Origin of the sequence: Bordetella genomosp. 10 (assembly GCF_002261225.1) — a bacterium.
In the GTDB taxonomy this organism is placed as follows: Bacteria; Pseudomonadota; Gammaproteobacteria; order Burkholderiales; family Burkholderiaceae_B; genus Bordetella_C.
This window is the reverse complement of sequence record NZ_NEVM01000001.1, coordinates 1,284,606-1,304,378: the sequence shown is the minus strand read 5'-3', so window position 1 is coordinate 1,304,378 and position 19,773 is coordinate 1,284,606. Positions and strand designations below refer to the sequence as shown.

The window sequence follows — 19,773 nt, the reverse complement described above, 5'->3', positions numbered from 1 at the left end:
GAGCTCAACGTCCGGCCGCGATGCGGGGATCGAGGCGGGTGTAGAGCAGATCGACGATGAAGTTGATCGCAATCACCAGCAGCGCCGATACGAACACGATGCCAAGCAACGTGTTCAGATCCCGCTGTACGACGGCGTCATAGGCCAAGTGGCCCAATCCAGGCAGCGCGAATACGCTTTCGACGACCACCGACCCGCCCAACATGGTGCCCGCCTGCAGGCCGATCAACGTGACCATGGGCAGCAGGGAATTTCGCAAGATATGGCGGACGACGACGGCCGTTTCACCGACGCCTTTTGCGCGGGCCGTACGGACATAGTCTTGCGTCGATACTTCCAGCATGGCAGCCCGCATGACGCGTAGGTAGATCGCCATGAAAATCAGCGCCAGCGTCACCGTCGGCAGGATCAGGTGCCACGCGATATCCAGCACGCGCGCCATGCCCGACAGTTGCGCATCGATGGACGAGTAGCCACCCGCCGGCAACCAGTCCAGCCATACGGCGAAGACGAAGATGCCCATGAGGCCGAACCAGAACGAAGGCGTTGCGTAGAAAATCAGTCCCAGTATCGAGATCAACGTATCGGGCCACCGGTTCACGCGCCGCGCGGCGAGCAAGCCCAGGACCGTGCCGAACGCGAACGCCAGCGATAGCGCCGACCCCATCAGGAGCAGTGTCGTGGGCAGCCGCTCGGCGATCACCACGGCAACGGGCTTGCCGTAGATGGCGGAGTGGCCGAGGTCCAGATGGACCAGGCGCCAGAGATAGTCCCCAAGCCGCATGGATACGGAATCGTTGAGATGGTACTGTTCTCGCAACTGTGCGATGAGCGTCGCGTCTCCGCCGCCCATCTGGGCGACCAGCGCATCGACGGTATCCCCCGGCGCCAATTGCAGAAGCAGGAACAAGCCGGCCAAGATAATGAGCAAGGCAGGCACGGCGGCCAGCAGCCTTCGTCCAGCCAGGGCGAGGAAGCGCATGCCAGTGTTCCTCAGGTCTTGATCCAGGTATCGTGCCAGCTACTGGACGGCCAGCGCGCGTTGTTATGGCTATTCTGCACGGCACGGCTGACAACCGAATAGAATTCGCGCTCGGTCGCCATCCAGATGGGAAGGTCTTCGTTTACGGCCTCGACCCATTCCGCATACAGCTTTCGCCGTTTGGCGGGATCGATCTCCGTGGCGGCATCGTCGATCAGCTTGTCGACCTTGTCGGATTGCCAGCCATACTGGTTGGTCCAGGGCGCGCCGGCGGGGCTGCCCGACCGGTACCACACGGTCGTCGACACCGCCGGATCGCCGCGGTATTGATGCCAACCGGTGGCGATGTCGAAGTTGTGATTGGTGTAAACCGCGGTCAGTGCCCCCGCGATGTCGTATTGAACGATATCCACCTTGATCCCGACGGCATCCAGCGACTGCTGGATGAACGTTGCGAGCAACGGCACGTCTTCGCCATTCTGGATCGGCACAAGCTTCAACGAGAAACGCCGGCCGTCCTTACCGCGCCGCAAGCCCGCTTCGTCCAGCAGGGCTTCCGCGCGTTTCGTATCGAACGGATAGGGAGGCTTGCTGCCCTCCGGGAAAAAACCCTTGGAGGACGAAGGGATCGGCCCGGTGGCCGGCTTGCCCAGTCCATAAAGAAAATTCTCGATGAAGAACTGGATATCGATGGCATGGACGATAGCCCGGCGCACGCGTACGTCGGCCAGTTCCTTTCGGCGGAAGTTGAATTCCAGCGTGTTGTTGAACGTGTTGGCCTCCAGGCCCTTGCTTCGCACTTCGAAACGCGGATCGTTCTTGAGGCGGTCCAGGTCCGCGAGGGTCAACTGCGAATAGGCGCTGAGCTGGATCTGTCCGGTTTCCAACGCCGCGGTCGCCGCAGACTTGTCGGTGATGACTCGCCAGACGATGCGGTCGAGGTAGGGCAGGCCTTGCCGCCAATAATGGGGATTACGCTCCGCGATGATGTACTGACCGCGCTGATATTCGACAAACCTGAAAGGCCCCGTGCCGACGGGAGCGGTGTTGGCCGCATTCTCCAACACGTTCTTGCCTTCGAATACATGCCGCGGCACGACGTAGCCGAGGTCGGCAAGCGCCCGCAGCAGCAGGTCCAGCGGCATGGGCCGCTCGTATTTGAAGACGGCGGTATGAGGGTCGGGCGTATCCACTGCCTGGAGATACAACTGCAGCGCGGTACCGAAATTCAGTTGCTTCTTCCAGAGCTCCAGCGCGTTGTACTGGACGTCGGCGGAAGTGAACGGCTTGCCGTCATGCCAAACGACGCCTTCGCGCAACTTGAAAGTGATGGTCTTGCCGTCGGGTTCGGCGGTCCACGAGGTGGCCAGTTGCGGCACCGGCTTGCCATCGGCGTCGAGATCGACCAGCGATTCGATGATCTTGCTGGTAACGATGTAGACCCCCGTCGATGCACGCAGCGATGGATTCAGGATCCGTTGCTCGGAGCCGAGGTGCACGGTGAGCACGCCGCCGCGTTGCGGCGATCCCGGGGGCTGCGCCAACGTAACGCCGGGCCAGGCGGCGGCCAGCGCCAGGGCTCCGGAGGAAAGAAGAAACTCGCGACGGGTGGTGCTCATTGGGGGCTTTCCGAAACTCATTGATGAGTGGCGGATCTTAGGGGCCCCCTTGGCCTCAGGAGAAATGCCTATTTCTCATATATTCATGGTGTGCGCCGCGTTGCGCCGGAGGCCGGCTCGCTCAGGGCGCTGGCCTGAACCGCCGTCGCGCGACGATACGAAGCGCCGGGATGGGTTTCCGGCAATCGGGACGAACCGCCCGAGAACAACTTTTCGCGCAGGCTGCCTTCGCGATAGGCGGTCTTGAATCGCCCGCGCGATTGCAGCTCGGGAATGAGCAGGTCCACGATGGACGCCAGGCTTTCCGGCATCACCGTCCGCACCAGATTGAAGCCATCCACGCCGGTCTCGCCGACCCAGGCCTCGATCTGGTCCGCGACTTCGACGGGCGAACCGACGAATACCGGCGCACGCGCGCCCACGGGCGTGAAGTCCAGCAAATCCCGAATGCGCGTGGGCGCTTTTGCGCGGACCGTCAGGTTCTCCAGCGTCGAGCGTATGGCGTTGCTGCGCACGAACGGCAACGCGTCATCCAGCGACAGGGCGGAAAGATCCACGCCCGTCCAGCCGGAAACCAGCGCCAACTGGCCCGCCGCATGCAGATATTCCCGGTATTCGGCCTGCAGTTCGCGGGCCTCTGCCGAAGTGGGCGCAACGATGACGGTTGCTCCGAGCAGGGCGATGATGTCGTAAGGATCGCGTCCCGCGGAACGGGCCGCCTCGCGCACATCGCGCACCGCTTGCGCGGCGATCGTGGGGGTCTGTCCGTTCAGGAAAACCGCCTCGGCATGGCGGCCGGCGAAAATGCGTCCTTGCTGCGACGTTCCCGCCTGGTACAGCACCGGGGTGCGCTGGCGGGACGGCTCGGCCAGCGCGCGCGCGTGCACTTTGAAATACGGGCCGTCGTGGTCGACCACATGGACCTTGTCCGGATGCGTGAACCGCCCCGCGCTCCTGTCGCGCGCCACGGCGCCGTCCTCCCAACTGCCCTCCCACAATTTGTAGAGCGCAGCCATATAGTCCTCGGCGACCTCGTAGCGCTGGTCGTGTTCGCGCGTGGTGGTCTGCCCCATGCCACGGGCGCCGCTGTCCAGGTAGCCCGTGACGATGTTCCAACCCAGCCTGCCGTCCGTCAGATGATCCAGCGTCGAGAAACGGCGGGCGAAGACGAAGGGATGATCGCAGTTGATGTTGGCGGTCACGCCGAAACCGATGTGGCGGGTCGCCAATGCCATGGCGGAAACGGCGAGCGTGGGATCGAGCTGCGGCGCCTGCGCCCCGGCGGCAAGCGCCGCATCCGCGTTTCCGCCGTACACATCGTAGATGCCGAATACGTCGGCAATGAAGATGCCGTCGAGCAGGCCGCGCTCGGCGAGCCGCGCCATGTCCACCCAATAATCCAGCCGGTTGTAATCGGCCTGGTTGTCGCGCGGATGCCGCCAGAGCCCTGCCCAATTGTGCGATGGCGCCGCGAACTGGAAAGTATTCAGGCGGATTTCTCTCGATTTGCCCATGATTGTCCCGGGAACGCAGGTGTGATCAGGCGGCTGTACGCGGCGCGGGCTGCGCGGTTTCGACCTGGAGAATGTCATTGAATCGATTGAAGGCGCCGCACAGGGCCGCGCGCCAGGTCAATTCGACGATCTGCTCTTCCGTGAAATGCTGCTTGAGGCGGTCGAATATCTCGTCCCCGGTGCGGTTCCAGTTCTTCGTCACCGCGATGGCGTATTCGACGACCAGCTTGTCCACCGCATCGAGCTCCGGATGATTCTCGTAGTCCAGCAAGCGATGGGCGCCCTCTTCCGAAATCCCCTGTACGGACAGCTTGGGGGTGTGCTGGCCCACGCAATAATGGCATTGGTTGAGCAGGGATACCGTAACGATGGCCAGTTCGAGATAGCGTTTGTGCAGGACCGCTTCATCGGACAATTGCGTCAGCAGGCGCCAGGTGTGTTCGAAAATCGGCAGGCGATGGGCCATGACGCCCGACTGGTCGTGGAACGGGCCGTAGGACAGCATTTTGTCCCAGAGCGGCCACAGACGCTCGGGCAGGTCGACTCGTTCCTTCAGCGTAATGCGCGATGATGTCATGGTTGCAAACCTCTTCGAGAAACGGAGATACGGAGCGTGCGCTCGGCAAACAAGCCGCCGGGCCGGTAGATCAGTATGAGCACCAAGGCCACGCCGACCAGGAAAAGCCGCAGCGACGCCAGTTGGGCGCCGTCCAGCCAAGGCACCACATCCATCAGCATCCTGCTGCCTTCCAGCAGCAGGACGACGGTAAAGCCCGCCACGAGCACGCCGAGGTTGCTCCCTCGACCGCCGATGACGACCGTCATGAAAGCATAAGCGGTAATGGTGGCGGTGAACTGCGTTGGATCGATATAGGTGTAGTAGAAGGCGTGCAGGCTTCCGGCAACGCCCAATACGGCGCCGCCTATGGCAAAAACCTTCGCGCGCACCCGCAGCACGTTCTTGCCCAGTGTCTGCGCGACAGCGGCGTCCTCGCGCGTGGCGCGCACCAGGCGTCCGAACGGCGAACCCGCCAGGCGCTGGAGTCCGACGAAGACCACCGCCAGGCATGCCGCCGCGAACGCGAAGAACCCCGCGTCCCGCCAGGCCACGGGCAGCCATGGCGCGAACGGCCGGGCAATGTCGGAAATCCCCAGCGTCCCACGCGTCAGCCACTCCTCGTAGCTGATGAACAGCCGCAGGCATTCCGCGAACCCCAGTGTCACGATGGCCAGATAATCCTCGGACAGGCGGACGGAAATCAGGCTGACCAAGGCGCCCGCCGCGGCGGTCAGCCCCATGGCGGCCGCCATGGCCAGCAGCGGCGGTACGCCGTGGGTGGTCAACAGGGCGCAGGTGTATGCGCCCAGCATGTAGAAGCCGAACAAACCGAAATTGACGAGGCCGCCCAGCCCCCATTGCAGATTGAGTGCCAGCCCGGCCATCGTGGCAAGCACCACGAGGGTGAGAATGGAGATGATATATGCGGTCATGCGCCCCTCACCTGGCCAGCCAGCGTTTTCCAAAAAGACCCGATGGCCGGACCAGCAGCAGAATGGCCATGACGACGAACGCGACGATCGTCCGGTAGTGCGGCGCCAGCACCAATGTGGCGAACTCTTCGGTCACCCCCAGGACCAGCGCGCCGGCGACCGCGGCCATGGGACTGGCGATGCCCCCCAGGATCGCCGCGGTGAAAACCGGCAGGATATAGTTCCAACCCATTTGAGGATCGATATTGGCATCCAGTCCCACCAGGACACCCGCCAGCGTCGCCATGGCCGAAGACAAGACCCAGACGGCCGCCACGACCCGCTCGCGCGATATGCCGCGCACCGCCGCCAGGTCTGGATTGTCGGCCACCGCGCGCATGGCGCGTCCGAGGCGGGTATAGCGAAACACGATCCATACCGATGCCAGCGCGAGCAGGACGCTTCCCATGGTGATCGCCTGCTCATGGTTGATGCGCAGGCCCAGCAGGCGGATCGGCCGGGCGATCTCGACGCCAAAGCTGCGCGGATCGTTGCCGGCGAAGAAGCGCACGGCATTCTCCAGCGCCAATCCCACCCCGACCGAAGCGACCAGGAAGGTCACGCCCGAACGGCCGCGCAACGGTTCGTACACCATGCGATTGACCAGCAACGCCACCAGGATGCCCGCGAACATGCCCGCCAGGACGGCGGGCACGAGCGGCCATTGCAATCCCGCATTGAACACGTAGACCAGGTAGGCGCCCAACGTGACCATGGCGCCGATGGCATAGTTGGCGAACCGCAGCACGCTGAACACCAGGGACAGCGACAAGGCGGGCAGGGCGATCAGCAGGCCGGTGACGATGCCGTTGAAGACCAGTTGCGCCATCAGCCCGCCCCCAGGTAAAGCCGCTGCAGCATGCCATCGGCAAGCATATCCGCCGCCGGCCCGCGCGCGCGCGTTTCGCCCGCGGCCAGGACCATCCCCTCCCGCACGGCGCCCAAGCCCAGCCGGGTATTCTGCTCGATCATCAACAAGGTGATTCCGGTTTGCGCGACACGCGCGATCACGGCGAACAAGGCCTCGGCATTCTTCGGCGACAAGCCGGCGGATGGTTCGTCCAATGCCAGGAAAGATGGGCCGGGCATCAAGGCCGCGGCCATGGCCACCATCTGGCGTTGTCCGCCGCTCAGGTGCCCGGCAAGCGTATCCTGCTTCGGCGCGATTTCCGGAAACAGATCCAGCACCTCGTCGCGCCGGGATGAAAAGCGCCTGGCGGCGTGCCTGTCGATGAACTCCAGGCCCAGCTTCAGATTCTCCAGCACGGTCATATTGCGAAAAACGTTGGCCTCCTGGGGCACATAGCCCATGCCGCGCCGGGCGCGCGCCGGGGCATCCAGCCGGGTAATGTCTTCGCCTCGCAGCAGCACTTTGCCGGAGCGGGGCCGCAACAGTCCCACCGCCACCCGCATCAACGTGGATTTCCCGGAGCCGTTCGGCCCAACGACCGCGAGGCTGCCGCCCTCGGGAATGTCCAGGTCGACGCCGTGCAATATCGGCTCCGCGCCATAGCCGGCCACGACGTCCACCAGCGCGAATCCGCTCACCGCAGGCCTCCGAGATACGCCTGCGTTACCTGTGCGTCGGCAGAAATCTCGTCAAAGCTTCCCTTGATCAGCACACGCCCCTCGGCCAGGACGTAGATCGGCTCGCACAATGCCGCGATCATGTCCATGTTGTGTTCCACGATGCCGAAGCTCATGCCCTCGGCCTGCAGGACGCGGATGAAATCGGCGACCTCGCCCACCCGCACGGGATTCACGCCGGCCGCGGGCTCATCCAGCAATATCAACCTGGGTCGCAGCATCAGGGCGCGACACAGTTCCAGCAGCTTCTTCTGGCCGCCGGACAGGGTATCGGCACGCGCGTCGGCCAGGCGCCAGAGATCCACGCGGGTCAGCAATGCGCGAGCGCGCTCGATCCCCTGCTCCTCCTCCCGCCGCACGCGGGCAGGCCTGAACAGCGCCCGCAGCACCCCTTCCCCTGACTGCCCGGGAAGCGCGAGAAGCAGGTTTTCCAGGACCGTCAGGGCCCCCAATTCCCGTGAAATCTGGAAAGTGCGCGTCAAGCCCAGGCTTGCCCGCAGGTGCGGCGCGGCATGCGTGATATCGGCGCCGTCGAAAACCACATGCCCCGTCCCCGGCGACGCCTGCCCCCCGAGCACGTTGAACAGCGTGGACTTGCCGGCCCCATTGGGGCCGACCAGGCCCGTGACGGCGCCTCGGGGAAAAGCCACGCTGACGCCGTCCAACGCGGTGAACTCCCCGAACCGGACGCCGACATTCGCCGCCGCCAACAGCGCGCCGGCATGTGCTGCATCGGGCTGACGCGGCATTATTTGGTCGTTCCGACCAGCTTGCTCACCCCGTCGAGCACACGCCAATGACCGTAGTCCAGATTCGTCTGGTCGCCATTGGGCAGGAACTTGAAGTCCGCCGCCGCGCCCGCATAGCGGAAGGGCTTGCCCTGGCCGGCCAGCGCCAGGCCTTCGACCGGATCGTGCACGGCCGGGCCATCGGCATTGACCACGTTCGGGATTTCCTTGGCGAAATCGACCGCCCTGGCGCTTCCCGCCTTGGCGATGGCCAGGGCCAGCACGTTGATTTCATCGAACACATTGGCGCCGAAGGCCACGATGGTGCCCTCCTTCTGGCCCGTCTGCCGCAGATAGAGCTTGTAGGTGTCGCTGGCGCCGACGGGAGTCGCCTGCACGTGGTTCACGCCTTCGGCCGCCTGCTTGCCCACGTTCTGCACGAACTTGCCGCCACTGTCGGCCGCATGGCTGAACGTGTAGAGCTTGCTTTCATAGCCGCCCCGGTAGGCTTCCTTGACTATCGCGCTGAACTCGTTGATGTAGCTGGGCACGAAGACCGCATCCGGCCTCTTGCCGAAGATTTTCTCGACCTCGGTCCGGTACGACGGCTGGTTCGGGTTGAAATAGACGATGTCCAGGATCTTGCCGCCCTTCTCCTTGAAGCGGTCGGCAAAAGGCTGGACCGTACTCAATGTGAAAGGCGTTTGCAGCACCAGGATGGAAGCCGTCTTGGCGCCGTCGCCGGCCACCACGTTGGCGAAGGCTTCGCCCCACGCCTTGCCGTTGGTCTGGAAGCGCCACACCAACCCCTTGGTATCTCCCTGCGTCAATTCATCCGCTGAACCGTTGGGCAGCAGGGCGACGCCTTTTTCGAGGGCAACCGGACGCACCGCCAGGCCGACGCCGCTGCTCCAGATGCCCGCAATGGCAACCACGCCATCGACGTCGATCAGCTTGCGCGCCGCGGCGACGCCTGCGGTGGGCGTGGATTCGTCATCGGCCACCACCAGTTCGAGCGGCTTGCCGAGCACGCCGCCCGCCGCATTGATGTGATCGACCGCCGCCTTGGCGGCGTCGACCTCTTCCTGGCCGTAGGGTCCGCCCGTTCCTGTCAAGGGCGCAAGCAGGCCGATCTTGATGGATCCGGCCGCCAACGCCGCCGGCGCGGCGACCAGCGCCCCGAAACCCAATGCCGTTGCAAATACCGCGGCGACACCCGCCCTCCACTTGCTGGCTTTCATGCCTGCACCATCCGCTTGAAAATTGAAGGCCGATATTCTGGTGCTCCGTCTCACTATCCACAAATACCGATTTTCCATAAATATATCGACCCCCTGAGCGCAGTATCGGCACGGCCCGCCGGATGGCCGCGTCCCGCAGCGCCGGCGGGCCAGGAATGCGGCGCGCTCGGCATGGGAAGAAATCATGCGCATATGCCGGATTAGCAAATAGGGATGATTTCGTTGGGCGGCCGCGTGCGGGCCACGCATGATTCACGTTTTCCACGTGACTGCGAGGCCAGACATGAGCGCCGTACTGAACCGTATCGAAGTGCTGCCCCAATCCGGTTGGACCGGGGCGGAGATCTCCGGCGTGGACCTGCGCCACCCGCTTCCCGCGGAACATATCGAAGCCATCCGCCAGGCCCTGCATAAGTGGAAGGTGGTCTACTTCCGCGACCAGTTCCTCACCCACGCGCAGCAGATTGCCTTCGGCAAGCAGTTCGGCGACGTGACCCCGGGCCATCCCTACGAAGGGGACGCCGCGCCCAAGGGCCATCCCGAAATCCACACGGTCTCGCCGCAAGCCTATACCCAGCGCTACGGCAAGAGCTACACGCGCAAGCTCAGCGCCAACGGCCCGGCCTGGCACGCGGACGTGACCCCGCTGATCAATCCGCCCGCGTATTCCATCCTGCGCGCCGAAGTCGTGCCGGCCTATAGCGGCGACACGCAGTTCACCAATGTGGCGGCCGCCTACCAGGGGCTGTCCGAGCCGATACGGCGCCTGATCGACGGCCTGCGCGCCGAACACCGTTTCGGCGCCAACTACAACGCGGAACGCAGCGACGAACGCATCGGCGAGTGGGTGCGCAATAGACCCTTGGCCTCCATTCATCCTGTGGTGCGCGTGCATCCCGAGACGGGTGAACGCGTAATCTACGTCAACCCCAGTTTCACCAAGCACATCGTCGGCGTGTCGCCGCGCGAGAGCCGTTATCTTCTCGACCTGTTGTTCGACCAGATCCAGCAACCGGAATATACCGACCGCTTCCGCTGGAAGCCCGGCAGCGTGGCGTTCTGGGACAATCGTGCGGTCCTGCATCTGGCGCCCCGCGATTTCGAGCACCTGAACTTCGAGCGCGTGCTCCACCGCATCACCCTGGTTGGCGATGTTCCCGTAGGCGTTGACGGCAAGCCGTCCGAATCGATCTCGGGCGACCCTTTCCTGGCGGCCTGATCGTGCCGCGAACCCTCGCCGTCGCGCGTGCGCATGCCGCCCAGGATGCCGGCGCGGCGTCCGCCCATGGGCCGCCGATCGCCACATCGGACGCGACGCCACCAGCGCCCGCGGCATTCGTCCGGCCGCCCGCCGGCATCGCCGTGGTGGACCCGCGGACCCAGGCGCCAAGGACTACCGCGTCGGATCGCATCCCGCGCGCGTTGCAGCGCCTGGCGGGCCCGCTGCTTCTGATCGCGGCCTGGCAGGCGCTATCGTCCCTGGACGTCTTCGACCCGCGCAATACGCCGGCGCCCGTCACGGTCTTGCGCACCGCGCTGGACCTGGCGACCAGCGGCGTCTTGGCCACCAATTTGCTGGCATCGCTCACCCTGGTGGCCAAGGGACTCGCGCTGGGACTGGCGGTGGGACTGGGCGCGGCGCTGCTGGGCGGCCTGTCGCGCGCCGGCGAAAACATCGTGGACACCAACATGGAGATCCTGCGCGCGGTGCCCAACTTCGCGCTGCTGCCCATACTGATCGCATGGTTCGGCATCGACGACCTTTCCAAGGTGCTGCTCATCACCCTGCACGTGGCCGTGTGCATCTATATCAATACCTACAGCGCCATACGCAACGTCGATGCCTCGCTGATCGAGGCGGCGCGTTGCCTGGGCGTGGGGCGCCGCGAACTCGTCGGCGCCGTCATACTTCCCGGAGCATTGCCCGGCTTCCTCGTGGGACTCAGGCTTGCCCTGACCGGCGCATGGCTGTCACTCATCTTCGCGGAGACCATCAATGCGCCGGTGGGCCTGGGCCGCATGATGAGCGACGCGCGCGAATACTTTCGCGTCGACGTGATCTTCGTGCTGCTCGCCGTCTATGCGCTGCTTGGCCTGCTGTCGCTGGCCGCGGTCCGTTTCCTGGAGGCGCGCCTGCTCGTCTGGCGGCGAACCTACGATGGCCGTTGACCCGGACATTCCGCGGCATGCCCTGCGCTCCGGCACGACCACCGGCACGCCGGCCGTCGTCCTGAAACACCTGGGCAGGACCTTCGGCGAGCACGGTGTGCTCCAGGATCTCGGCCTGGAGATCGCAGCGGGCGAGTTCGTCGCGCTGCTCGGGCGCAGCGGCTCGGGCAAGAGCACCTTGCTACGCGTCCTGGCTGCGCTGGACGGCGACGTGTCCGGTGAAGTGCTCGTGCCGCGGCAGCGCGCGATCGTCTTCCAGGATGCCCGCCTCTTTCCCTGGCAGCGCGTGCTGCGCAACGTGTTGATGGGCCTGCCGCGCACCGCGCGCAACCGCGCCCTGGCGTTGTCGGCGCTGGAGGAGGTCGGCCTGTCGCACCGCCTGGGGGCATGGCCCCGCACGCTGTCCGGCGGCGAGGCGCAACGCGTGGCCCTGGCACGGGCGCTGGTGCGCGAACCGCAACTGCTGTTGCTGGACGAGCCCTTCGGCGCGCTCGACGCGCTTACCCGGCTGCGCATGCACGGCCTGCTGCGCGACCTCTACGCGCGGCATCGCCCGGCGGTCCTGCTGGTCACCCACGACGTGGACGAGGCGATCCAACTGGCCGGCCGAATCCTGGTGCTGCGCGAGGGCCGCATTGCGGTGGACATGCCCGTGGACCTTCCGCCGCAGCAGCGTCACGCGGCGCCGGGATTCGGCCCGCTGCGGGCGCACCTGCTGCGCGAACTGGGCGTCGAACCGGACTAGCGACGCCGCCCGAGTATTTTTTCCGATGACACCAGGAGTATTGCCATGTACGGCGAAACCGCAGCCATGCCGCGCCCTGCGCGCGTCCACGACAAACGTATCCGAGGGTGGGCGACCAATGGCCGGCGTGCGCCACGCCGGTGGGCCCGGGCGCTGATCGCCGGCTGCCTGGCCTGGGCTTGCGTCATGGCGCAAGCCCAGGGCGTCTCCGCAGCCGCCGGCGGCGCGCAGCAAGAGACCGCTTCCGCCGATGACGCCACCCTCGCGCGACGCCTCGCCGCCGCGGTCCCCAAGGGCACGCGCCTGGTCGTGGCCGAACAATCCGGGGAGGCCTCCGCCGCCTGGCATCTGTCGGGCCTGGGCAAGGATGCGCCTTACCAGGTGAGCTTCGCCACATTCAACGGCGGTCCGGCGGTGCTGGAAGCCCTGGTGGCGGGCGCCGTCGATGTGGGCTACATCGGCGAGGCTCCCATTCCCATCGCGGTGGGCGCGGGCGTCCAGGATCTGGTGGCGATCGCCATCACCGCCAACCCCGGCAGTCCCGCCAATACCTACCTTGTCGTCCAGCCCGGCAGCGGCATCCAGAAGGTCGAGGACCTGCGCAACAGGAAGGTCGCGTACCCCGCCGGCACGGGCCGGCACATGATCCTGGCGGGCATCCTGCATAGACATGGGCTGGACCTGCGCAAGGACGTCAAGGGCGTGCAGGTGCCGGGCTCGGAGGTCGCGCCGACATTTTCATCGCGCGCGGTGGATGCCGCCATCGTCCTGGGACATCAATACTTCAGACTGGGCTCGCCGCCTATCCTCGCCAACGGCGCCGGCCACAACTGGGGCCTGAACCCTATCGTCGCGCGACGTTCCGCCTTGCAGGACCCCGCCAAGGCGGCGGCGATCGCCGACTTCGTGCGCAGGGCGGTCGCGATCTACAACTGGCAGGCGGCCCACCCCGAGGCCTGGATACAGGCCAGCTACGTCAAGCTGCAAGGCTTGACAACGGCCCAGGGCAAGCTGTTGCTGGACGAGGAAGGCCTGGGCGCTTATTACCCGATCGACAGCCGGCTGACGCGGATCTTCCAGGAGATCTCCGACGGCCTGGTGGAAACAGGCGCGCTTTCGCGCAAGATCGATATAGCGCCCTACGTGGACGGCCGCTACAACGACATCGTCACCGCGCAGAACCGCATCGACCATGTCCGGTTGCGGCCGCTGGTCAACGACCGCGCCGTCGACGACGGTTCGCAACGTCCCGGCAGCAGGCCTTACGTGCTTCGCTGAATTCGGATCGGCCCCCGCCGTCCGTATGCCCGGGCGCCTGGGGCCATCGGCGCGCAACCGTACAGGATCAGGAAGCTCCCTTGCCGCGCTTGGCCTGCAACCTTTCCCACGTTTCGCGAATGTGCGCGTCCAGCAGTGCGCGGGCGAGACGCGCGTTGCCACGATCTATTGCGCTGGTGATGTTGAGGTGATCCTGCAGGCTGTTTTTCAACTGCCCGTCGGTGTAGTGATAGAAGGCGCCGAATACGCGATGCGCCGTCAGCAAGGTCTCGGCGAACGACATCAAGCGCGGCGACATGGAAGCCTGCAGGATGACACGGTGGAACTGCCGGTTGATGGATTGGATGCGCTCCAGGAAATCATCGGGCTTGTCCGCGATGGCGGCGGCCAGTTCCGCATTCAAGCGATGCAGCGTCGCCAGGTGCTCGGGCTGGCGGCGCTTGGCCGCCAATGCCGCGGCATGGGACTCCACAAGGATGCGCAGGTCGAAGACTTCGTCGTCATCGTGCTCGGTCCACGCGGCGACGAACGCGCCGCGATTCGGCTCGATCGTCACCAGCCCGTCGTTCGCCAGCGTTTTGAGCGCGGCGCGCACCGGCGTGCGGCTGACGTCGAGTTGGTCCGCCAGCCCGGCTTCCTTGAGTTGCGTGCCGGGCGAGAACTCGCCCAATATGATGCGCCGCCGGATGAGTGCGTAAACCTCTGGTGCTGACTTTGCCATGATCGGACGTCTGCGATGAAGGACGACAGCGCGCACGAGGCAGCCGGCGAGGAGCCGACCCGCGCCCGGCATCGCTGAAATCGGGGACGCCGGATTTTAGACGAGTCTCGGGCGTTACTGCGGCGTGATGCCTGCCTCTTGCGCGGCGACCACCCATTTCTTTACCTCGGACCGGACGAACGCGTCGAATTCGCTCGGACTTTGGCTGACGGGCGTGGCGCCGGTGGCTTTGATGTGCTCGATCACCGCGGGATCCTTGAGCGCCTCCCGAACGGCGTTGTTCAAGCGATCGATGATGGCGTCCGGCGTGTTGGCCGGCGCGAATATGCCGGTCCAACTGGTAAAGACGACGCCGGGATAACCCGCCTCCGCCGTCGTGGGGACGTCAGGCAGCAGCGGGGAACGCTTGGGGACGGTGACGGCGAGGGCCTGCAGTCGGCCAGCCTTGATCAACTCCGGCACGCTGGGCAACGAGGGCGAAGCGAGCGTCGCCTGCCCCGCCACGACGGCCTGCACCGCCTCCATCGGGCTGCGATACGGCACGTGCAACATATCCAGGTGCTCCTGCAGGCGCAGCAGTTCCACCGTGAATCGGGAGCCGCTGCCATTGCCCGCAGACGCATACGACAGCTTGCCCGGCTCCTTGCGGGCGCGCTCCACCAGGTCTTTCATCGTCTTGATGCCCGAAGCGGGGTTGACGACCAGGGCCAGCGGCGAATCGTTGATCTGCGAAACGCCGCGGAAGTCCTTGACCGGGTCGTAGGGCAGATTGGCCTGCGTACCTGACAGCAGGCCATGCGTACTGACGGAGCCGACGAAGAGCGTGTAGCCATCCGGCGCGGCTCGCGCGGCCAGTTGCGCGCCGATGACGCCGCTGGCGCCCGCGCGATTCTCCACGATGATGGGCTGCTTGAGATAGGTCGCCATCGGCACGCTGATGGCTCGCGCCATGATGTCGGCCACCGAGCCCGGCGATTGAGGAACGATCAGCGTAATCGGATGGGTGGGATAGTCCGTCGCCGCCAGGGCGGCGGCGCCCAGAGAGGACATGGCGCAAACGATGGCCGCGGCGGCGCCTATGCCGCGCAGCGGCTTCAGCAGGAAACTCATGATTCAACTCAGCGCCGCAATGGCCTGGTCGACCCAACCGCGCGGCCATGTACCCGCGGCGATCTGTTCGGCCCAACGCGCCTCCACGGCAACGTGTGCCTGCGCGCGCTCGATGACGGCCGGCGCATCCAGCCGGGGCAGCGCGATCAGGCCGTCCTCGTCGCCGACGAGCAAATCGCCGCTGGCAATGGAAACCCCGCCGACGGAGACCGGATAGCCGATCTCCCCCGGGCCACTCTTGAAGGGACCGTTCGGCGTGACGCCGCGTGCGTAGACGGGAATAGGTAGTTCAGCCAGGCCGGCCACGTCACGAATGGCGCCGTTGATGACGATGGCGGCGACGCCGCGGGATACCGCGTAGCGACCCATCATTTCCCCCAGGATGGCATTCTCCAGCGCGCCGCCGGCGTCGCACACGACGATGTCCCCAGGACGGGCAATGTCCAGCGCTTTATGCAAGAAGAGGTTGTCCCCCGGCCGCACGCGGACGGTCAACGCCGGCCCGGCAACGCGCTTCGCGACGTGCGAATAGTTGGCCCATCCTCCCGGGAAGCAGTAAAGGCGGTTGGAGACGTCACCGATGACGGCCACGGGAATGTCCCGTGCCAGGGACACCAAAGTGTCGCTTATTTGTTCATATTTTGTACTGATTCTCTGGCCAATTGACATGTTTCACCTTGAGTAAACGGAAAATTCCGCTGAACAGGTTGAAACTTTGCACCAGAATTGTTTTATTGAAAAAGGCTTAAAAGTTGGATTCTTATGCTCGGCCGGGAATCGGGAACGGCGACGGGAGGGGCCGGGACCAGCGGGATCGGAGAGCGATGAAGCCGGTCCGCCCGCGGCCGGGATAGGCGGGGCATCCCCCTCTGGACCGTCTCAACGCCGAAAGAAGCGATTCTCCGGCCGCGGCAGCCCCAGGTTCTCCCGCAATGTCCTGCCTTCGTACTCCCGCCTGAAAATGCCGCGCCGCTGCAGTTCGGGCACGACGCCCTGCACGAAGGCATCCAGGCCGCCAGGCAACCATGGAAACATCACGTTAAAGCCATCGGACCCATGGGCCTCCAGCCATTCCTGCATCTCGTCGGCGATCGTCGTCACCGTGCCGACGAAGGCCAAGCCGCCGTAACCGCCCATGCGGTGCGCCAACTGGCGCACGGTCAGGTTTTCCGCGCGCGCCAGATCCACGGCCCGCTGCCGGCCGCTCTTGCTGGCATTGCTCTCGGGAATGTCAGGCAGCGGCCCGTCCAGGTCGAAGGTCGACACGTCGTGGCCCAGCATGACCGACAGCGACGCGATGGCGCTGGCATCGTGAACGAGCGCGTCCAGGCGAGCGCGTATTTCCCTGGCCTGCTCATGGGTCTCGCCGACAACCACCAGCGCGCCCGGCAATATCTTCAGATGCTCGCGATTGCGCCCGATACGGTCCATGCGGCCCTTCACGTCCGCATAGAAAGCCTGGCCGGCCGCCAGGTCAGGCACCGATGTGAAGACGGCCTCGGCCGTCTCCGCCGCCAATTGCCGCCCGGGCTCGGACGCGCCCGCCTGCACGATGACCGGCCAGCCCTGCACCGGCCGCGCGATATTCAAGGGCCCGCGGACGGCAAAGTGCTCGCCCTTGTGCGCCAGGGTATGCAGACGCGCGGGATCGAAATAGATGCCTTGCTCGGCATCACGGACGAACGCGTCGTCCGCCCAACTGTCCCATAGTCCGGTGACCACGTCGAAGAACTCCCGCGCACGGGCATAGCGTCGCGCGTGGTCGACATGCTCCTCACGGCCGAAATTCAACGCGGCGTCGGGATTGGACGTGGTCACCACATTCCATCCCGCCCTGCCCTCGCTCAGGTGATCCAGCGACGCGAAGCGGCGCGCCACGTGGAAGGGCTCATCGAACGTGGTGGAGGCCGTAGCGATCAACCCGATGTGCTCGGTTGCCTGGCTGAGGGCGGAGAGCAGCGTGAAAGGCTCGAACGACGTGACGGTGTGGCTGCGCTTCAGCGCGTCGATCGGCATGTTGAGCACCGCGAGGTGATCGGCCATGAAGAAGGCGTCGAACTTCGCCTTCTCCAACGCTTGCGCATAGCGCTTCAATGCCTGCAGGTTGAAATTGGCGTCTCGCGTGGCGCCGGGATAGCGCCACGCGCCGGTGTGTATGCTGACTGGACGCATGAAGGCGCCCAGTTTCAACTGGCGGGCGGCCATCAATGCCCCCCCGCTGCACGGATGATGAAAGCGGGCGCGCGGGGCGCGGACGGAATGGCGGACCTCATGACGATGCTCCTGGCGCGGATGGAATCGAACGATGCTAACGCCGCTGAAGGCCGGCCCAAACAATAACGATCTGCCAAATAGCTATTTCCGGCTGTTCCTGTCCTGGCCATATTGACATGCCGACTATGTATTTTCGGCATATGCCAGCGGGTGACAGAATCCCCGGGCATCCCCACGTTCCAAGGAAACCCGCTTCATGTTCAAGCTGCTGCGCCGCGCCGCTCCCGCCCTGGGCCTGACCCTGGCCCTCGCCTCCGCCACGGCGATCGCCGCCGACAAGAACACCCTCAAGGTGGGCATTTCCGTCGGCTCCGCCGAGCAGATCTTCCAGGTCGTCAAGCGCGTGGCCCAGCGCGAAGGCCTGAACATCGACGTCGTCGTCTTCAACGACTACCAACTGCCCAACGCCGCGCTGGCCGCGGGAGACCTCGACGCCAACGCCTTTCAGCACAAGCCCTTTCTCGACGCCCAGATCAAGGCGCGCGGCTTCGACCTCGTGCCCGTGGGCCTGACGGTGACCGCGCCGCTGGGCTTCTATTCGCACAAGATCAAGAAGCTGGAAGACCTGCCCGAAGGCGCGTCGGTGGGAATCCAGAACGACCCGTCCAACGGCAACCGCGCCCTGCTGGTGCTGCAGGCCTACAAACTCATCACGCTCAAACCCGAAGCGGTGCAAAACAACACCGCCACGCCGTCGGACATCATCGCCAACCCGCGCAAGCTCAAGATCGTGCAACTCGACGCCGCTCAACTGCCGCGCTCGCTCGACGACCTGACGGCCGCGTCGATCAACAACGACTTCGCCGAGAAGGCCGGCCTGGTGCCGGCGCGGGATGCCATCGGCCGCGAAGCGCCCGATGGCCCCTACGCCAACCTGATCGCGGTGCGCCGTGCGGACAAGGACCAAGCCTGGGTCCGGAAGCTGGTCGCGGCCTACCAGTCGCCCGAAGTGCGGGACTTCATCGACAAGGAATACAAGGGCTCGCTGATCCCCGCCTTCTGAGCGGCGGCCAGTCCGAAACGAGCACGCCATGAACATATTCTGGTTCATTCCCACTCACGGCGATTCGCGCTACCTGGGCACCAGCACGGGGGCCCGCGCGGGTAGCCACGACTATTTCCAACAGGTGGCCGTGGCCGCCGACACGCTGGGCTACGACGGCGTGCTGTTGCCCACCGGCCGGTCCTGCGAGGACGCGTGGGTCGTGGCCTCCAGCCTGATCAGCGCGACCCGCAACCTGAAATTCCTGGTCGCGGTGCGGCCCGGGGTGACTTCGCCACAGTTCGCCGCGCGCATGGCCGCCTCGTTCGACCGTATGTCGGCGGGCCGCCTGCTGATCAATGTGGTCACGGGCGGCGATCCAGGCGAACTGGAGGGCGACGGCCTTTTCCTCAGCCACGATGAACGCTATGCCGTCACCAGCGACTACCTGAAGATCTGGCGCGGCATTCTCGAAGCCAGCCATGCGGGCCGCGATTTCAGCCACGAAGGCGAAAAGCTCGTTTCCAAGGGCGGCAAGGTCATTTATCCGCCCGTGCAGAAGCCCTACCCGCCGCTCTATTTCGGCGGCTCCTCGGAAGCCGCCCACCAGCTCGCGGCCGAGCAACTCGACGTCTATCTGACCTGGGGCGAGAAGCCCGGCGCGGTGCGCGCCAAGATCGCCGATGTGCGCGAGCGGGCCGCGAAGGCCGGCCGCGAGTTGAAGTTCGGCATCCGCCTGCACGTCATCGTGCGCGAAACCAGCGAGGCCGCCTGGGCCGCGGCCGACGAACTGATCAGCCATCTCGACGAGGACACCGTGGCGGCCGCCCAGCAGGGGCTGGCACGCCTGGATTCGGAAGGCCAGCGCCGCATGTCGGCACTGCACGGCGGCAAGCTGCGCGACGGCCAGGGCAGCCACGCGCACCTCGAGATCTCGCCCAATCTGTGGGCGGGCGTGGGCCTGGTGCGCGGCGGCGCCGGCACGGCCCTGGTGGGCGACCCGCGGACCGTGGCCGAGCGCATCCGCGAATACGCCGACCTGGGCATAGACACCTTCATCTTCTCGGGCTATCCACATCTGGAAGAGGCCTATCGCTTCGCCGAGCTGGTCTTTCCGCTGCTGCCGGGCAAGCTCCGGAAACAGCTTGGCAGCAACGTGCTCACCGGGCCGTTCGGGGAGGTCATGGCGACCGATCTGGTGCCCGGCGCGTCGGCCAGTTGAACCGGGAGTCGCCATGGCGAAAGCGCCTCTCTTCCACAATATCCTCGACAACCCGCTGGGCACTTCGGCAT

Annotated in this window: 19 protein-coding genes; 6 read left to right on the top strand and 13 right to left on the bottom strand. The window is 65.4% G+C overall.

Translation table 11 applies throughout. The features are described 5' to 3' along the window. Positions 1 to 4 precede the first annotated feature (4 nt). From CAL29_RS05635 to CAL29_RS05595, 9 genes are all read right to left on the bottom strand, one after another. A complete protein-coding gene (locus CAL29_RS05635) occupies positions 5 to 982 on the bottom strand; it encodes an ABC transporter permease (protein ID WP_094851953.1) in 978 nt (325 codons plus the stop codon). An 11-nt stretch (positions 983 to 993) separates the two neighbouring features. Further along, positions 994 to 2,622, bottom strand: a complete 1,629-nt coding sequence (locus CAL29_RS05630; RefSeq protein WP_256977213.1) for an ABC transporter substrate-binding protein — start codon at positions 2,620 to 2,622, stop codon at positions 994 to 996. A 62-nt stretch (positions 2,623 to 2,684) separates the two neighbouring features. Further along, the gene (locus CAL29_RS05625; RefSeq protein ID WP_094851951.1) at positions 2,685 to 4,115 is read right to left on the bottom strand and encodes an LLM class flavin-dependent oxidoreductase; all 1,431 of its coding nucleotides are present in this window, start codon (positions 4,113 to 4,115) and stop codon (positions 2,685 to 2,687) included. Positions 4,116 to 4,140: 25 nt separating this feature from the next. Beyond that, on the bottom strand, positions 4,141 to 4,692 hold the full coding sequence (locus tag CAL29_RS05620) for a carboxymuconolactone decarboxylase family protein (RefSeq protein WP_094851950.1): 552 nt from the start codon (positions 4,690 to 4,692) through the stop codon (positions 4,141 to 4,143). Then, on the bottom strand, positions 4,689 to 5,606 hold the full coding sequence (locus tag CAL29_RS05615; protein WP_094851949.1) for a branched-chain amino acid ABC transporter permease: 918 nt from the start codon (positions 5,604 to 5,606) through the stop codon (positions 4,689 to 4,691). Before CAL29_RS05615 ends, CAL29_RS05620 begins: the two co-directional genes overlap by 4 nt. 7 nt (positions 5,607 to 5,613) lie before the next feature. Next, the gene (locus CAL29_RS05610) at positions 5,614 to 6,474 is read right to left on the bottom strand and encodes a branched-chain amino acid ABC transporter permease (protein ID WP_094851948.1); all 861 of its coding nucleotides are present in this window, start codon (positions 6,472 to 6,474) and stop codon (positions 5,614 to 5,616) included. After that, a complete protein-coding gene (locus CAL29_RS05605) occupies positions 6,474 to 7,193 on the bottom strand; it encodes an ABC transporter ATP-binding protein (protein WP_094851947.1) in 720 nt (239 codons plus the stop codon). The genes CAL29_RS05610 and CAL29_RS05605 overlap by 1 nt, the downstream gene beginning before the upstream one ends. Next, positions 7,190 to 7,981, bottom strand: a complete 792-nt coding sequence (locus CAL29_RS05600) for an ABC transporter ATP-binding protein (RefSeq protein ID WP_094851946.1) — start codon at positions 7,979 to 7,981, stop codon at positions 7,190 to 7,192. The genes CAL29_RS05605 and CAL29_RS05600 overlap by 4 nt, the downstream gene beginning before the upstream one ends. Beyond that, positions 7,981 to 9,201 carry an ABC transporter substrate-binding protein gene (locus tag CAL29_RS05595; protein WP_179283919.1) on the bottom strand — a complete coding sequence of 407 codons (1,221 nt, stop codon included), beginning with the start codon at positions 9,199 to 9,201 and terminating at the stop codon, positions 7,981 to 7,983. Before CAL29_RS05595 ends, CAL29_RS05600 begins: the two co-directional genes overlap by 1 nt. A gap of 283 nt (positions 9,202 to 9,484) precedes the next feature. On the opposite strand from CAL29_RS05595, the gene CAL29_RS05590 reads away from it, so the two are divergent. The 4 genes from CAL29_RS05590 to CAL29_RS05575 all read left to right on the top strand — a co-directional run bounded on the left by CAL29_RS05590 (position 9,485) and on the right by CAL29_RS05575 (position 13,393). Next, positions 9,485 to 10,420: a TauD/TfdA dioxygenase family protein gene (locus tag CAL29_RS05590; protein WP_094851944.1), complete on the top strand. Its 936-nt coding sequence runs from the start codon at positions 9,485 to 9,487 to the stop codon at positions 10,418 to 10,420. A gap of 2 nt (positions 10,421 to 10,422) precedes the next feature. Next, positions 10,423 to 11,370, top strand: coding sequence for an ABC transporter permease (locus CAL29_RS05585; RefSeq protein WP_256977212.1), 948 nt, complete (start codon positions 10,423 to 10,425; stop codon positions 11,368 to 11,370). Next, positions 11,360 to 12,115, top strand: coding sequence for an ABC transporter ATP-binding protein (locus CAL29_RS05580; protein WP_094851943.1), 756 nt, complete (start codon positions 11,360 to 11,362; stop codon positions 12,113 to 12,115). The genes CAL29_RS05585 and CAL29_RS05580 overlap by 11 nt, the downstream gene beginning before the upstream one ends. Before the next feature lie 186 nt (positions 12,116 to 12,301). Further along, positions 12,302 to 13,393 (top strand): PhnD/SsuA/transferrin family substrate-binding protein, encoded by a 1,092-nt coding sequence (locus CAL29_RS05575; RefSeq protein ID WP_256977211.1) that lies wholly within the window; start codon positions 12,302 to 12,304, stop codon positions 13,391 to 13,393. Positions 13,394 to 13,460: 67 nt separating this feature from the next. On the opposite strand, the gene CAL29_RS05570 is transcribed toward CAL29_RS05575, so the two are convergent. The 4 genes from CAL29_RS05570 to CAL29_RS05555 all read right to left on the bottom strand — a co-directional run bounded on the left by CAL29_RS05570 (position 13,461) and on the right by CAL29_RS05555 (position 17,429). Beyond that, entirely contained in the window at positions 13,461 to 14,150 is a 690-nt protein-coding gene (locus CAL29_RS05570; protein WP_179283918.1) for a GntR family transcriptional regulator, read from the bottom strand. A 78-nt stretch (positions 14,151 to 14,228) separates the two neighbouring features. Next, positions 14,229 to 15,224 (bottom strand): Bug family tripartite tricarboxylate transporter substrate binding protein, encoded by a 996-nt coding sequence (locus CAL29_RS05565; RefSeq protein WP_094851941.1) that lies wholly within the window; start codon positions 15,222 to 15,224, stop codon positions 14,229 to 14,231. Positions 15,225 to 15,227: 3 nt separating this feature from the next. Next, positions 15,228 to 15,893 (bottom strand): RraA family protein, encoded by a 666-nt coding sequence (locus CAL29_RS05560; protein ID WP_094851940.1) that lies wholly within the window; start codon positions 15,891 to 15,893, stop codon positions 15,228 to 15,230. Between the two features lie 210 nt (positions 15,894 to 16,103). Beyond that, positions 16,104 to 17,429, bottom strand: a complete 1,326-nt coding sequence (locus tag CAL29_RS05555; RefSeq protein WP_094851939.1) for an LLM class flavin-dependent oxidoreductase — start codon at positions 17,427 to 17,429, stop codon at positions 16,104 to 16,106. Between the two features lie 265 nt (positions 17,430 to 17,694). Here CAL29_RS05555 and CAL29_RS05550 point away from each other — a divergent pair, with 265 nt between their 5' ends. Together CAL29_RS05550 and ssuD are read left to right on the top strand one after the other, a co-directional pair. After that, positions 17,695 to 18,501 carry a MetQ/NlpA family ABC transporter substrate-binding protein gene (locus CAL29_RS05550; protein ID WP_094851938.1) on the top strand — a complete coding sequence of 269 codons (807 nt, stop codon included), beginning with the start codon at positions 17,695 to 17,697 and terminating at the stop codon, positions 18,499 to 18,501. Between the two features lie 28 nt (positions 18,502 to 18,529). Next, on the top strand, positions 18,530 to 19,702 hold the full coding sequence (gene ssuD / locus CAL29_RS05545; protein WP_094851937.1) for an FMNH2-dependent alkanesulfonate monooxygenase: 1,173 nt from the start codon (positions 18,530 to 18,532) through the stop codon (positions 19,700 to 19,702). Positions 19,703 to 19,773 lie beyond the last annotated feature (71 nt).

Coding starts and splice junctions, on each gene's coding strand:
- CAL29_RS05635 (WP_094851953.1), bottom strand. CDS start 982: ATGCGCTTCCTCGCCCTGGCTGGACGAAGGCTGCTGGCCGCCGTGCCT.
- CAL29_RS05630 (WP_256977213.1), bottom strand. CDS start 2,622: ATGAGTTTCGGAAAGCCCCCAATGAGCACCACCCGTCGCGAGTTTCTT.
- CAL29_RS05625 (WP_094851951.1), bottom strand. CDS start 4,115: ATGGGCAAATCGAGAGAAATCCGCCTGAATACTTTCCAGTTCGCGGCG.
- CAL29_RS05620 (WP_094851950.1), bottom strand. CDS start 4,692: ATGACATCATCGCGCATTACGCTGAAGGAACGAGTCGACCTGCCCGAG.
- CAL29_RS05615 (WP_094851949.1), bottom strand. CDS start 5,606: ATGACCGCATATATCATCTCCATTCTCACCCTCGTGGTGCTTGCCACG.
- CAL29_RS05610 (WP_094851948.1), bottom strand. CDS start 6,474: ATGGCGCAACTGGTCTTCAACGGCATCGTCACCGGCCTGCTGATCGCC.
- CAL29_RS05600 (WP_094851946.1), bottom strand. CDS start 7,981: ATGCCGCGTCAGCCCGATGCAGCACATGCCGGCGCGCTGTTGGCGGCG.
- CAL29_RS05595 (WP_179283919.1), bottom strand. CDS start 9,201: ATGAAAGCCAGCAAGTGGAGGGCGGGTGTCGCCGCGGTATTTGCAACG.
- CAL29_RS05590 (WP_094851944.1), top strand. CDS start 9,485: ATGAGCGCCGTACTGAACCGTATCGAAGTGCTGCCCCAATCCGGTTGG.
- CAL29_RS05580 (WP_094851943.1), top strand. CDS start 11,360: ATGGCCGTTGACCCGGACATTCCGCGGCATGCCCTGCGCTCCGGCACG.
- CAL29_RS05575 (WP_256977211.1), top strand. CDS start 12,302: ATGGCGCAAGCCCAGGGCGTCTCCGCAGCCGCCGGCGGCGCGCAGCAA.
- CAL29_RS05565 (WP_094851941.1), bottom strand. CDS start 15,224: ATGAGTTTCCTGCTGAAGCCGCTGCGCGGCATAGGCGCCGCCGCGGCC.
- CAL29_RS05560 (WP_094851940.1), bottom strand. CDS start 15,893: ATGTCAATTGGCCAGAGAATCAGTACAAAATATGAACAAATAAGCGAC.
- CAL29_RS05555 (WP_094851939.1), bottom strand. CDS start 17,429: ATGGCCGCCCGCCAGTTGAAACTGGGCGCCTTCATGCGTCCAGTCAGC.
- CAL29_RS05550 (WP_094851938.1), top strand. CDS start 17,695: ATGTTCAAGCTGCTGCGCCGCGCCGCTCCCGCCCTGGGCCTGACCCTG.
- ssuD (WP_094851937.1), top strand. CDS start 18,530: ATGAACATATTCTGGTTCATTCCCACTCACGGCGATTCGCGCTACCTG.